The organism is Pseudomonas sp. AU12215, assembly GCF_001675465.2.
Classification (GTDB): domain Bacteria; phylum Pseudomonadota; class Gammaproteobacteria; order Pseudomonadales; family Pseudomonadaceae; genus Pseudomonas; species Pseudomonas nitroreducens.
Window position 1 is genome coordinate 13,924 of record NZ_MACM02000048.1, and the last position, 14,152, is coordinate 28,075.

Annotated in this window: 10 protein-coding genes; 4 read left to right on the forward strand and 6 right to left on the reverse strand. The window is 66.8% G+C overall.

What is annotated here, in order from left to right; genetic code table 11:
* Positions 1–9: 9 nt before the first annotated feature.
* Together pfkB and ptsP are read right to left on the reverse strand one after the other, a co-directional pair.
* Entirely contained in the window at positions 10–957 is a 948-nt protein-coding gene (gene pfkB / locus A9513_RS11880; RefSeq protein ID WP_065084841.1) for a 1-phosphofructokinase, read from the reverse strand.
* Positions 957–3,851, reverse strand: coding sequence for a phosphoenolpyruvate--protein phosphotransferase (gene ptsP / locus A9513_RS11885; RefSeq protein ID WP_065084842.1), 2,895 nt, complete (start codon positions 3,849–3,851; stop codon positions 957–959). The genes pfkB and ptsP overlap by 1 nt, the downstream gene beginning before the upstream one ends.
* Before the next feature lie 203 nt (positions 3,852–4,054).
* Between ptsP and cra the strand changes: the two genes are divergently transcribed.
* Positions 4,055–5,047, forward strand: coding sequence for a catabolite repressor/activator (gene cra, locus A9513_RS11890; protein ID WP_054906682.1), 993 nt, complete (start codon positions 4,055–4,057; stop codon positions 5,045–5,047).
* 4 nt (positions 5,048–5,051) lie between these two features.
* Positions 5,052–5,831 (forward strand): TatD family hydrolase, encoded by a 780-nt coding sequence (locus tag A9513_RS11895; protein ID WP_054906683.1) that lies wholly within the window; start codon positions 5,052–5,054, stop codon positions 5,829–5,831.
* A gap of 238 nt (positions 5,832–6,069) precedes the next feature.
* On the opposite strand, the gene A9513_RS11900 is transcribed toward A9513_RS11895, so the two are convergent.
* The 4 genes from A9513_RS11900 to A9513_RS11915 form a co-directional block, all read right to left on the reverse strand.
* On the reverse strand, positions 6,070–8,100 hold the full coding sequence (locus tag A9513_RS11900) for a methyl-accepting chemotaxis protein (RefSeq protein ID WP_064979885.1): 2,031 nt from the start codon (positions 8,098–8,100) through the stop codon (positions 6,070–6,072).
* Positions 8,101–8,326: 226 nt separating this feature from the next.
* Complete coding sequence (gene ampE, locus A9513_RS11905) at positions 8,327–9,169, reverse strand: regulatory signaling modulator protein AmpE (protein ID WP_054910378.1); 843 nt, start codon at positions 9,167–9,169, stop codon at positions 8,327–8,329.
* Positions 9,166–9,738 (reverse strand): 1,6-anhydro-N-acetylmuramyl-L-alanine amidase AmpD, encoded by a 573-nt coding sequence (ampD, locus tag A9513_RS11910; RefSeq protein ID WP_054910377.1) that lies wholly within the window; start codon positions 9,736–9,738, stop codon positions 9,166–9,168. Before ampD ends, ampE begins: the two co-directional genes overlap by 4 nt.
* Positions 9,739–9,813: 75 nt before the next feature.
* A complete protein-coding gene (locus A9513_RS11915) occupies positions 9,814–12,111 on the reverse strand; it encodes a DUF1631 domain-containing protein (protein WP_065084843.1) in 2,298 nt (765 codons plus the stop codon).
* 278 nt (positions 12,112–12,389) lie between these two features.
* On the opposite strand from A9513_RS11915, the gene nadC reads away from it, so the two are divergent.
* Together nadC and galE are read left to right on the forward strand one after the other, a co-directional pair.
* The gene (gene nadC, locus A9513_RS11920; protein WP_065084844.1) at positions 12,390–13,238 is read left to right on the forward strand and encodes a carboxylating nicotinate-nucleotide diphosphorylase; all 849 of its coding nucleotides are present in this window, start codon (positions 12,390–12,392) and stop codon (positions 13,236–13,238) included.
* Between the two features lie 126 nt (positions 13,239–13,364).
* Positions 13,365–14,152, forward strand: a 788-nt coding sequence (gene galE, locus A9513_RS11925; protein ID WP_065084845.1) for a UDP-glucose 4-epimerase GalE, incomplete at its 3' end; no start/stop codon positions are given.

Genomic DNA, 14,152 nt, shown 5'->3' on the forward strand with positions numbered 1-14,152 from the left:
TTCTATCGCTCAGGGCTGGCACGGGGCCAACGCCTGAACCTGCACCGCGTCCTCGATGCGCTTGAGCCGCTGCGCGTCGCCGATGCCGAACTGGATCTGGGTGACCGCCAGTGCCGCCACCGCCGTGGCCTGGCGCAGCACACGCTCGGGCGGCCAACCGGCGAGCAAGCCATGGACCATGCCGGCCAGCAGGGAATCGCCGGCGCCCACCGTGCTGGCGACTTCCACCCTGGGCGGCACCGCTTGCCAGACACCCTGCGGACCGAACCAGCGCACGCCCTCGGCGCCCTGGGAAAGCACCACCTGCTCGATACCGCGCGCACGCAATGATTCGACCTGCGCGCCCAACTCATCAGCACTGCCAGCGGGTTTTCCGCAGGCATCGGCCAGCTCCTGGTCGTTGGGTTTGATCAGCCAGGGTGCGGCGTCCACCCCGGCGCGCAGCGCGGCACCGCTGCAATCGAAGGCGACTTTCAGGCCATGGCCCTGCAGGCGCAGCAACAGCTCGCGCAACCACTGCGGATCGACGCCGCGCGGCAGGCTGCCGGCGACCACGGCAATGTCGAAATCGGCGGCGATCAGGTCGAGGCGGTCGAGCAGCGCATCCTGCTGGGCGCCACTGACTGCCGGGCCCGGACCGTTGATATCGGTGATCCGCCCGGTGCCTTCGGCGATCTTGATATTCCGCCGCGTTTCGCCCGGCACGCGGACAAAGGCATCGACGAAACCACGACGACGGAACAACGCCTCGAAGGGCAACGCATTGTCCGCACCGAGGAAGCCGGCAACGGTCAGCGAATGTCCCAGGTCGGCCAGCACCTGGGCAACGTTGAGGCCCTTGCCGGCGGCCTGGCTGAGTGCCGACTCGCTGCGGTTCACCTCGCCGGGCGCAAGCGTCGGCAGGCGCACGGTGAGGTCCAGCGCAGGGTTCAGGGTCAGCGTGAGAATACGGGCCATCAGTGCACCTCCGGCAGCGCCAGGGCGACGCTCTGGCGCACGTCCGCTGCCGAGCACAGGGCCAATGCGGCGCGAGCCAGCTCGCGGGATGTCGGCAGGTCCAGCTCGCGCACCCGCGCCTTGACCAGCGGGATGCTGCGCGCCGAAACGCTCAGTTCGTCCACTCCCAGCCCGACCAGCAAGGGCACCGCCAGCGGGTCGGCGGCCAGCTCGCCGCACACGCCCACCCACTTGCCGTGGGCATGGGCGGCGCGCACGGTCATGTCGATCAGTTGCAGCACCGCCGGGTGCAGGCCATCGGCCTGGGCGGACAGACTCGGATGGCCACGGTCGATGGCCAGGGCGTACTGGGTCAGGTCGTTGGTACCGACGCTGAAGAAATCCACCTCGCGTGCCAGTACCTGTGCCAGCAGCGCAGCGGAAGGCACCTCGACCATGATGCCCAGTTGCAGGTCATGCTGACCGCCCAGTTCCGCGCAGATTTCGTGGGTCAGGTCGCGCGCCTGCCGCCACTCCTCCACCTGGCCGACCATGGGGAACATGATACGCAGCGGGCGGCCGGCAGCCGCACTCAGCAACGCTCGCAGCTGAGTACGGAAAATCTGCGGGCGTTGCAGCGTCAGGCGCACGCCACGAATGCCCAGGTAGGGGTTGGTTTCCTCGGCGATCGGCCAGTACGGCAGCGGCTTGTCGCCGCCCACATCGAGGGTGCGCGCTACCAGCGGACGGCCTTCGAGGGCATCGAGCACACGGCGGTACTCGATCTCCTGGGTTGCCTGGTCGGGCGCCTGGGGGTTGTCCATGAAGACGAACTCGGTACGCAGCAGACCCACGCCCTCCGCGCCCAGCTCCACGGCTTTCGCCGCGCCGGCGGTGTCGCCAAGGTTGGCGCAGACTTCCACGGCATGGCCATCGCGAGTCACGGCCGGCTCATGGCGGCGCGCCTCGGCCTGCGTGGCGCGACGCTGGCGCAGGTCGCGCTGGGTTTCGGCGGCGTGCAACGCTTGCACATCGGGGGCGACCGTCATCTGGCCTTTCTCGCCATCCAGCAGCAACGCCGTGCCGGACTCCAGCGCCAGCACGCTTTCCCCGGAGCCCACCAGCGCGGGAATACCCAGCGCGCGGGCGATAATCGCGCTGTGCGAAGTGGCGCCGCCGCGCGCCGTGACAATACCCGCCACGCGTTCCGGATCGAGCCGCGCCACGTCCGAGGGGCCGACTTCGTCCATCACCAGGATGTAGGGCTCGCTCGGCTCCAGCGCACTCTCGACGCCGCACAGGCGCGCCAGCACGCGCCGGCCGACGTCGCGCAGGTCCGCCGCGCGCTCAGCCAGCAGCGCATCGCGCAGGGCCTCCTGCTCGCCGGCCACCCGCTCGATCACCTGGCTCCAGGCCGCTTCGGCGCTGGCGCCTTCGGACAGGCGCGCCTGCACCTCGTCGAGCAACTCGGGGTCGTCCAGCAGTGCCTGGTGAGTGACGAAGATGTCGCGAATTTCCTTGACCTGGCTGCGCCCCACCAGCGCTCCGATTTCCCCGCTGATGGCCATCCGCGCCTCATCGAGGCGCTGGCGCTCGACGTCCGCCGACTCGCCGCGCACGGCGAACTCGAAGGCACGAGCGACCTGCACGTACGCAGGGCCGTGGGCAATGCCCGGCGATGCGGCAATGGCCTGCAACTGCGCGCCCGCTTCGGGAGCCCGCACGGCCTGCAATTCCTGCTCGTCCTGCCGCACGCTGTCGACGACCAGCTCGAGGGTTTCCGGCAGCGGCTCGACTTCCTCGCCCAGGCCCTGCTCCACGGCCGCGCGAACGGCAGCCAGTGCGGCCTCGGCGATTTCCGGCTCGGCGAAGAACTCCAGCACCTGCCCACGCCGCGCGCCAAGGGTGAGCAGTTTGCTCAGGCTGCGGATGGAAACCGGGGCGCTGTCGCCCTCGGCGATGCGCACGCGAATTTCGCCGCTGTAGTCCCGCGCCAGCAGCATCAGCACCTGCGCCGGGCGCGCATGCAGGCCATGCGGGTTGGCCAGCGGCACACGGATGCTCGGCCAATCCACCGGCAATTCACCGCCCAGGGCTTCCAGCAGCGCACGTACGGAGGTGGCGCTGGCCAGCTCGCCGGCACGGCCATCCACCAGCAGGTCGCACAGGCGCGCGAACACCGCCTCGTGCGCGTCGTCCTGGCGAGCCAGGCAGAACAGGCCACGCACCGGCTGGCCGGCGTGGCTCAGCTCGCGCGCGGGGGTAACGAAGACGAGGCCCGGACGAGTGACGCATTGCTCGCTGTCCTGCCACCAGAGCCCCGCGCCCAAGGGCAGGGCCTCCTGGTCATGCAGCGCGGCAGCGAAGCCGGGAACCACGCAGCCGGCCTTCTTCAAACGCCGCGCACCGACCAGCGCCAGTTCGTCGAAGTCTTCGGCAGCGACGCCAAGCCCTACCAGATGCTCGTCGAACAGCAACGGCTGAGGCGCGCCACGTTGCAGCAGCTGCAGCAGGTCCTCGGGTTTTTCCGCTGCACGCAAGGCCGGGCCTACTTCACCATCGCCCAGCGCACGGGTAAGCAGTTGCAGCAGGCGCAGGTGCTCATCGGACTTGGCCGCAATGGCGATGGCCAGGTGCACGGTCTGCCCGTCGCCCCAGGCGACCCCCTCGGGGAAGTGCATCAGGCGCACGCCGGTGCGCTGCACCAGGTGACGCGTTTCCGGCGTGCCGTGGGGAATGGCGATACCCTGCCCGAGATAGGTGGAGCCTTGCGCTTCACGGGCCTGAAGACCCGCCAGGTAGCCTTCGGCAACCAGGCCATCGTCTTCGAGGGCAGAGCCGAGCATGGCCAGGGCGGCCTGCTTGTCGGCAGCGCGCTGGCCCATGCGGACCTGCTGCGCGTTGAATTCGAGCATCGCGTTCTCCTCACCGGCGTTCGCGCGTGCCGGCGCTGGGGCGGTTATCCGCTTGTACGGTGATCAGCTTAGAGGCTGCGGGGCAGGAACAGGGTTCAGGCAATACTGCGCGCGCAATGCTGAATCGTTTCACCTATTGAGACTGGCACGTTACTCGATAATGCGTGATCCTTGAAGCCCCCAATTGTCGGCAGCATCCCGCGTTGAAACTCAGTGATATCGCCCGCCTGGCCGGTGTTTCGGTCACCACCGCCAGCTACGTGATCAATGGCAAGGCCGTCCAGCGCCGCATCAGCGCCGCCACGGTGGAGCGCGTGCGCGCGGTGATCGAGGAGCACGGCTACCACCCGGACCAGCAGGCGGCCAGCCTGCGGCGCGGGCAGACCCGCACCCTGGGCTTTGTCCTGCCGGACCTGGAGAACCCCAGCTACGCCAAGCTCGCCAAATTGCTCGAGCAAGGCGCGCGAGCGCGCGGCTACCAGCTGCTGATCGCCTGTTCCGACGACGAACCGGACACCGAGCGCCAGGTGCTCAACCTGTTCCGCGCACGCCGCTGCGACGCACTGATCGTCGCCAGTTGCCTGCCCGTCGGCGACGAAAGCCACGCCCGCCTGCAGGCTGACGGCGTACCGATCATCGCGGTGGATCGCCAACTCGACCCGCAGCGCTTCTGCTCGGTGGTCAGCGACGACCGCGACGCCAGCCACCGCCTCACCGCCAGCCTGCTGAGGCCCGCGCCCCGCAGTATCGCCCTGCTTGGCGCGCGGCCGGAGCTGATCATTTCCCAGGAACGCGCCGCCGGCTTCCGCAGCGCTCTGCGCGATTACCAGGGCCAGGTGCTGGTCGAGCACGGCGAGACCTTCAGCCGTCCGTGTGGCCGGCGTCTGATGGAGGAGCTGCTGGCCGGCCAGGGGCAGTTGCCCGACGCGCTGATCACCACCTCCTACGTGCTGCTCGAAGGCGTGTTCGACGTGCTCCAGGCGCTGCCCAGCGGCTGGCCGGCGAACCTGCGCATTGCCACCTTCGGCGATACCCAGTTGCTGGACTTCGTTCCGCTGAAGGTCAACGCGATTTCCCAGCAGCACGCGCTGATCGCCGAGCGCGCGCTGGACCTGGCGCTGGCCGCCATCGAACAGAACAGCTACACGCCCGGCGTGCACCCGATCCCGCGCAACCTCAAGCTGCGCACGGAGTGAGCCGATGCGCCTGATCGACACCCACAACCACCTCGACTGCCCGGACTTCGAGCAGGACCGCGCCGCCGTGCTGCAACGCAGCCGCGAGCTGGGCGTGGAACGGCAGGTGCTGCTGGGGGTGTTCCGCGAGAACTGGGAGGACGTCTGGGCGCTGGTGGACAGCGAGCCAGACCTCTACGCCGCCCTGGGCCTGCACCCGATCTATCTGGCGCGGCACAAGCCGGAACACCTTGCTGCGCTGCGCGAGTGGCTGCAGCGTCTGGCCGGCCACCCGAAGCTCTGCGCGGTGGGCGAGATCGGCCTGGACTATTACCTGGAAGACCTCGACCGCGAGGGCCAGCAGGCCATCTTCGAGGAGCAGTTGCGCATTGCCATCGACTTCGAGCTGCCGGTGCTGCTGCACGTGCGCCGCGCCCATGCGGCGATGATCGCCACGCTCAAGCGTTACAAGCCCGGGCGCCAGGGCATCGTCCACGCCTTCGCCGGCAGCCGCGAGGAAGCCCGCGAATACCTCAAGCTGGGCTTCCGCCTGGGCCTGGGCGGCGCGCCGACCTGGCCGCAGGCCAACCGCCTGCGCAAGGTGGTGCCGGAGATACCGCTGGAGTCCATCGTGCTGGAGACCGACTCGCCGGACATGGCGCCGTCGATGTATCCCGGCGTACGCAACAGCCCGGAACATCTGCCGGATATCTGCGTGGCGCTGGCAGAGTTGAAGGGCATCAGCCCGGAAGAACTGGCCAGCGCCAGCACGCGCAATGCGATGGAGTTGTTCGGCTGGAGTTGAGCGGTTGCTCTTCGTAGGAGCGAGGGGGACGCCCAGTTCTTGCTCGCGAACCGCACGACGATGGAGTGACCTGCCGAATCTGTTCGCGAGCAAGCTCGCTCCTACAGGCCAATAGCGAATTCACCGACAAACCGATGCCCGTGAGATGGGGTGCATCCGTGCGACCCACGGACATCGGTCTGCTGGCGAAAACCCTTTAGCGAGACGGACCGCTGCGCCTGCCTCGCACAACCCGGGATCAGACGCGGAACGCGCCGATCAGCCGCTTGAGCTCCACCACCTGCCCGGCCAGTTCGCGGCTGGCGCGCTCGGTCTCGCTGGCACCTTCGGAGGTGCGCTCGCCGGCCTGGTTGATCTCGACGATGTTCTGGTCGATGTCGTGGGCCACGGCGGTCTGCTGCTCGGCCGCGGCGGCGATCTGCTGGTTCTGGTCGACGATGGCGCCGACCGCGCTGAGGATATTCTCCAGCGCCTGCTGCACCTGGGCCGACTGGCTGACAGTGCCATCGGCGGTCTGGTGGCTGCTGCCCATGGCCTTCACGGCGGCGCCCACGCCGTTCTGCAGGCGGGCGATCATCTGCTCGATCTCTTCGGTGGACTGCTGGGTGCGCTTGGCCAGGGTACGCACCTCATCGGCGACCACGGCGAAGCCCCGGCCCTGCTCACCAGCACGCGCCGCCTCGATGGCTGCGTTGAGCGCCAGCAGGTTGGTCTGCTCGGCAATGCCCTTGATCACGTCCAGCACACGGCTGATCGAAGCGCTGTCGGCGGCCAGCTGGTTGATCACCGCCACCGACTCGTCGATCTCGCCAGCCAGGCGCTGGATGCTGCCCACCTGGGATGCCACCAGGGCGCGGCCGCTGGTGGTTTCCTGGTTCACGTTGTGGGCGCTGCCCACCGCCACGGCGGCGCTGCGCGCGACCTCCTGGGCGGTTGCGGCCATCTGGTTCATGGCCGTGGCGACCTGCTCGATCTGGTTGCGCTGGCCGGCTACCGCCTGGTTGCTCTCGGCGGAAACCGACTCCACGCGCACGGTCTGCCGCTCCACTTCGCTGACCGTGCGGCCGACCTGCTCGATCAGGTCGTGGATCTTCGACACGGTCTGGTTGAAGGCATCGCCCAGCTCGCCCAGCTCGTCGCGACTCTGGGCCTGGAAGTTGACGGTCATGTCGCCGGCGGCGACGCGCTCCATCATTTTGCCCAGGCTCTTGAGGGTGGTGCGGGTGGAGACGTAGAAGCCGCCGTAGAGGTAGACGATGGAAACGAACACCACCAGCAGCGCCACCACCAGCAGCACCATCTGCCGCTGCTTGCTGGCCAGGCGGGCCTGCAACTGGCCGTCGAAGAACTGCAGGACATGGTCGTCCAGGCGATAGGTCTGCTCGATCGCCTTGCTGACCTGTTCGTAGAAATCGAGCCAGGGCGTGTCGAGGGTGTCGGCCATCACCACCTTGTCCTCGAACAGCTTACCCATGGCCTTGATCGTTTCGCGGCTGGCCTGGGCATCGGCGGCCAGCGTGCTCTGCGCTGCAGCGCTGGCGCCCAGCGCTTCCTGCAGCTTGAGCCCGTATTCGGCGTGGAGCTTCTCCAGCTCCTGCAGCAGGTCATCGAGCTTGCTGCTGGTGGAGGAATTCAGGAAGCCCTGGCCCAGCGCGCTGGCCCCCATGGTGCGGCCCTGGCTGAGGGTCTCGGTCACCTGCGGAGTGCCGGAGGTGATCAGTTCGGCCAACTGGCGCAGGTCGCGGGCGTCGTCCTGGCTCAGGCCAGCCTGGGACACCAGCAGTTTGTTGAAGACCTGCACTTCGCTGAGCAGGCGCGCCGCCATGGCCGACTTGCTCTGCAGCGAGCCCTCGGCGTCAACGCCCTTCAGGCTGGCAAGCAACTCATCGCGCTTGGTGTTGAACTCGGTGATCTGCTCGGCGTCCTGGGTGACCGGTTGCAGCGCTTGGATCTGCGCCTGCAGGTCCTTGTGCAACTGGCTGATGCGCGAGTCGATGCCGGAGGATTTGTTCGACTGGCCGAGCACACCATTGATCTGCAACAGGTCGTTGTAGGACTCGAGGTGGCGGCGCACCTGCAGCCCGTTGCCGATCAACTGGAGGCTTTCCAGTTCGGCACGGGTACTGACGAACTGCCGGTAGGAGTCGCGCACCAGGTAGAAGTTGGTAATCAGCATCGGCAGGAAAAACAGCACACTGATCAGGCTGAACTTCATGCCGAAGCTCAGACGGTTCATCAGCGCGATGGCCGGATAGAGCACGGTCCTCACGAAAGACGTCTCCTGTTCCCGTTATTGTTATGTTGCTTGTCGGGGATGGTGCGGCGCGCCCCTGGACGGGTTGTCGCCACGTGCGCTCATCGGCGCGGCCGCTGTCGTACAGCGACCGTCATCTCGCGCTTTGGAATCGATGTGTACCTGATATCGGCGGGGAGTTCTGTAACTTAAGGTTAAAATGCCATCATCGGACCGGCGGCAACCGGCCCGATTCGCGAGCTCAGAGCAGCAATGCCCAGATGGCGAAGACCGCGTACCAGAGCACGGCGGAGCGCACCAGCAGCTGCCATAGCGCATCCAGGCTGGCAACGCCCTTGGCGCCCAGGCCGCCCTCGTTGAAGTCTTCGGCCACGTACCCGGCGCGCGCCAGCAGACGAGCGGCGGGTACATCCCAGGCCAGCAGGTCATGCAACAGCGTACGGGTCACCGCGACGAAGTTGCCGACCAGCGCGAAACTCAGCACGAGTGCCCGCGCCGGCAGCCAGTCGAAGGCATGGCGCAACTGTGCGGCGCGCTCGCGCAGCACCGGCTGGCGCCCCTGCTCGGCGGCAATGGCGAGCAGCCGGTAGGCCAGCGCGGCCACCGGGCCGAGCAGCGCGTACCAGAAGATCACCGCAAAGAAGGCCTGGTAGGCCTCCCAGACCAATGTGCCCTGCACCACGGCGAACAGATCGTCGTCACCATCGGCCTGGACCTGCACGCCCAGGTCACGCTCGGCGACGTGGTAGGCGGCCTGGGCATCTTCACGGCGCCAGGCATCGCGGAACGGCCCGATGGCACGCAGCACATCGCCGCGCCCCAGGCTCCAGACCACCACCAGCAGTTGTACCGGAAGCGCCAGCAGGCCGTAGGCCACCGGCTCCAGAATGGTCAGCAGCAGCGCCAGCAACAGCAGCGGCGGCAGGATGGCCACCAGCAGGCCGAGCCAGGGCTGCGCCACCAGCGACTTCACGCCACCCACGGTATCCAGCCAGCCGAGCCACCAGCCATCACGCTGTACCCGCGCACGCCAGCTGGAAAATTTCTCGACCAACAGGACCAGCAACAGCACCAGGAAACTCATGTCGACTCCTTCTTCACAGCCGCGCCGATATCGGTGAGATAGCGCGTCCAGTCGAATGCCTCGCCGGGGTCGGTCTTGCGCTCCGGCGCGATGTCGCAATGCCCCTGGATGCGCTCCGCCGTGATCGCGGGATAAACCTTGCGCAGCTGCCGCGTCAGCTCGGCGAGCACTTCGTACTGACGGTCGCTGTAGGGCTCGATGTCGGTGCCTTCCAGCTCGATGCCGATGGAGAAATCGTTGCAGTTCTCCCGCCCATCGAACCTGGACACGCCGGCATGCCAGGCGCGCGAGTTGCAGGAAACGAACTGGAACAGCGAGCCGTCGCGCTCGATGAGGAAGTGGGCGGACACCGTCAGGCTGCAGATGCTGGCGAAGTACGGATGCTCGTCGGCAGCGAGGCGGTTCTGGAAGAACTCCTGCACCTTGCAGGTACCGAACTGGCCGGGCGGCAGGCTGATGTTGTGGATGACCAGCAGCGAGACTTCCTCGCCATCGGGGCGGGCATTGAAGTTCGGCGAAGGGCAGCGCTGGGCGTCTAGGCACCAGCCGGATTCGGGGTCGATCTGCATGGAGACTCCTTGGCAGAGCCCCACTCTAAAGCAGGCGACGGGGGAAATGCACCCGCTGGCGCGCAGCCAGCGGGCTCAGGCGTTCTTCAGGCGGCGCAGGTTGCCGATCACCGATTCCAGGGCGCGGTCGAACAGCAGTGCATCGTCGAGCAGGCGCACGGCGTTGCGACGGAACTCGACCGCCAGGCTCATGCGGGTCTTTTCCAGCACCTTCATGCCGGTGCGGTTGACGAAGATGTAGCGACCGCTCGGGCGGATCACCGCTGCCAGCTTGCAGCGCAGCTTGTGCTCTTCGTCTTCCTGGATTTCCACCCAGCTACCGACACGCAGGTCGTCGACCTTGCGCAGCGACTCGTCGTCATCAGCGAAGGCCTCTTCGGGCTCCACCACGCGGGCAGGTTCCGGCGAAGCGAGGACGATTTCCTCGACCACCGCGACCATGGCCGGCTGCGCAACAGCGGGAGCGGCGGCTGCCGGAGCATCCAGCGGATCGTCCAGCAGCGGCAGGTCGTCTTCCAGGTCAAGCAGCGGAGCTTCCTCGACCTGTTTGTAGCGCTGGAAGGCCTGCACGTGCAGCCCTTCCAGGCGGCTGAAGAATTCGCCCGTGGAGAACGGATCGAAGGCAGCCGAAGCCAGCCCTTCACGCAGCGACTTGAGCAACTGCGGCACCATCTCCAGCAGGCGCAGACGGGAATCCGGGTCTTCGTGGGGCTCCACGCTCCAGATCAGGTCGTCCATGGTCGCCAGCGCACCTTCCCACTCGGAGGAATGGGTGCCGTGCTTCAGGCAGGTGAGCAGCAGGACCTGGCTCCAGGCCTCCTGCAACAGGCGCACCACCACTTCGGGCAGGGTGCGGCCAAGCAGGCGCTCATTGAGTACGCCTTCCACGTCCTGGCGGGCCAGATCGGCGCGGGCGCGGCCTTCCTCGGCATCGCGGGTGCGCTGCTCCAGCAGGTCGCTGCGACGGCGCTCGTCGCCGGTGAAGGCGATGAACTCGTCGAGCAGCTCGGAGAAGATCGCCGGGTCGTCGACGAAATCGTTCAGCAGACGCATCACCACCTGCTCGATCTTCTGGTACAGGTGGTCGCGCTGGCCGTCGGAGTGCTCGGCCCAGCCCAGGGCGGCGGAGGCGATCTCGTTGAGCAGGCGGCGCGCCGGGTGGCTGCCGCGGTTGAAGAAGGTCTTGTCGAGCACCGCGACCTTGAGCATCGGGATCTGCATGCGGCCGATCAGGGCCTTGAGCGAATCCGGCAGGGTGCGGTCGTCGAGGATGAATTCGAAGAGCATGGAGACGAGGTTGATGACGTCCTCGTCCACCTGGCCGACCACACGGGAACGGCCGCTCTTGCTGCTGACGCGGGTCAGCAGGTGGTCTAGGTGCTGGCGCACATCGATCTCATCGATGCTCTGCGCCGGCAGGTGCGACTGCAGGTGGGACAGCAGGCGCATCAGGTCGTTGCTGGAAATCGGTACCGCATCGGCAGGCATCGGGCGCGCCGGGGCTGCGCTGCCGCGCACCTGCGAGAGCAGGTCGCGCAGGGCCGCGAAGGCCGCTTGGCTGTCGGCGTCCATGTACTGGCCAGCGCCTGCTTGCTCGCCCGCCTCGGCGGCACCAGCGGCGGCCGGAGCGGCGCCCTGGCTGCTGGGTACCGTACGTTGCGGCGGACGACGCAGCGGAACGGACTTGAGCTCCGGCAGCACGTTCAGGGCGATCAGCGTCTGGTTGGCTTCCGCGTACAGGTGCTCGGCATCGGCCAGCACGTACTTCTCGAAGAGCTTGAGGATGATCAGCTTGACCTTGATCTCCACACCCAGGCCGCGACAGGCCTCTAGGAAGGCCTCGCAGAGCTGGCGCGGGCCGAGCGGGTTGCTCTTGTCCTCGACCTTCTTGCTGACCAAGGTATTGAATCGGGTGGTGAGGTGAGTGAGGGCGACGCCGTCGCGGCTCATCACCTTGGCGACCATGGCATCCAGGGCGACGGACTCTTCCAGCTCGTCGTTCTGCACCAGGGTGAGATTCTCGTAGGAAACCGTATCCAGCACCGGCGCGCGGCCGATTTCATACTGGTTCAGGTTGGCAAAGGCTTCGAAGACCTTCTTCAGGAAACCGCGCTCGATGCCCTTGCGCTTGAGGCGCAGGTCGCGCATGGCCTCGAAGTACGCGCTCTGCTCAGCATTGTTGGCGGCGCGATCGGCCATCTCGAACAGGGTGTCGTCGGCATTGTCGAACAGGGCCTGCATGGCATGGCGCAGCTGGACGGCGACCTTGTCGCGCACAGCGACGAGCCCCGCCGGAACGCGTCCAGCGAACGAAGTCTGCGAGGGTTCCGTGGCCGACTTGTTCAGCGGCACTACGTTCGCGTCGTTCTGCATCGCAAGTCTCCTGCCGTCAGGCCCAGCTGGCGGCACCAACAATCATCGAGGCGTCGTCCGTAACGTCAAATTCTTGGCGTCAAAAAATGGAAAATTTCAACGTCATTATAGGGAAGCTTCTTACACAACCAAGAGACATTTCACGCATTCTTGAAGAAATTCACACCGAAGCAGCCGCCGTCCGTCCGACAAATCGCACGACGGTCCAAAATTCCGCCCTCCCTGCACGCCATGCACCGTCGCCCGTATAATCGCGCCACTGCGAACAGGAGCCTTCCATGCCGAACCTCACCCTCGCCGAGCTTTCCGGGGAAATCCAGGCCAACGTCCGCGCCGCGCTGGCCGAAGACGTCGGCAGCGGCGACATCACTGCCCAACTGATCCCCGCCGAGCGCGACGCCAGCGCCCGCATCATCACCCGCGAGAACGCCACCCTCGCCGGCACCGCCTGGGTCGACGAGGTATTCCGCCAGGTCGATCCGCGCGTGCAGGTGAAATGGCAGGTGCGCGACGGCGAGCAGGTCAGCGCCGACCAGACCCTGTTCACCCTCGAGGGCCCGGCCCGCGCCCTGCTCACCGGCGAACGCAGCGCGCTGAACTTCCTCCAGCTGCTCTCCGGCACCGCCAGCCGCGCCCGCCACTACGCCGACCTGGTGGACGGCACCGGCGTGAAACTGCTCGATACCCGCAAGACCCTGCCCGGCCTGCGCCTGGCGCAGAAGTACGCGATCACCTGCGGCGGCTGCCATAACCACCGTATCGGCCTGTACGACGCCTTCCTGATCAAGGAAAACCATATCGCCGCGTGCGGCGGCATCGCCCAGGCTATCGAGGCCGCCCAGCGCATCGCCCCGGGCAAGCCGGTGGAGATCGAAGTGGAAGACCTGGACGAACTGCGCCAGGCCCTGGACGCCGGCGCCGATATCGTCATGCTCGACGAGCTGAGCCTGGACGACATGCGCACCGCTGTCGCCCTCACCGCCGGCCGCGCCAAGCTGGAGGCCTCCGGCGGTATCACCGAGAGCACCCTGCGCACCATCGCCGAGACGGGCGTGGACTACATCTCCATCGGCACCCTGACCAAGGACGTCAAGGCGCTGGACCTGTCGATGCGGCTGAGTCTGTAAGCAGTCCTACGACCTCGCGCACCGGCCGATAGAATCCTGCCGCCCTCAATGGTGTCGATTCGCGTGCCTCTGACATACTCAGACGCTCACGAGTCGGCAAACCGCGAAGGGAGCAAGAAGGCGATCATGACAAAAAGGATTCTGTTGACCGGGGGCTGCGGCTACATCGGCTCCCACATCTGCCTGGAGTTGGTCGAGCAAGGCTTCCATCCCATCGTCCTTGACAACCTCGACAACAGCTCGCCCATTCCGCTGCAACGCATCGAGCTACTCACCGGCCAGGCAATTCCCTTTGTGGAAGGTGATGTTCGTGACGAAGCGATACTTGACCGCCTTTTTCTTGAGCACGAAATCGATGCCACCATCCACCTCGCCGGCCTTAAGTCCGTTGCCGAATCGGTTGCAAACCCCATCGCCTACTACCAGACCAACTTCGCCGGCACTGTGACTCTCTGCCAGGTCATGCAGCGCCACGGCGTGAAGCGCTTCATCTATAGCTCTTCGGCCACGGTGTATGGCCTGGCGGCGGAAAGCCCGATCCGAGAAGACGCCCCCACCGGCCCCGCCAGCCCCTACGGCCAGTCCAAGCTGATGGCGGAAATCGCCCTGCGCGACATCGCCCACGCCGATCAACAGTGGAGCATGGCCATCCTGCGCTACTTCAACCCGGTCGGCGCGCACGCCAGCGGGCGCATCGGCGAAGACCCCAACGGCATCCCCAACAACCTGATGCCCTACGTGTCCCAGGTCGCCACCGGCAAACAGCCTTTCATCCGTGTATTCGGCAACGACTACCCGACCCCGGACGGCACCGGCGTGCGCGACTACCTGCACGTCGTCGACCTGGCCAACGCCCACCTCAGCGCCCTACGCTGGCTGGACGGCGCCAGCGGCGCGAAGACSWWSGCCGCGCC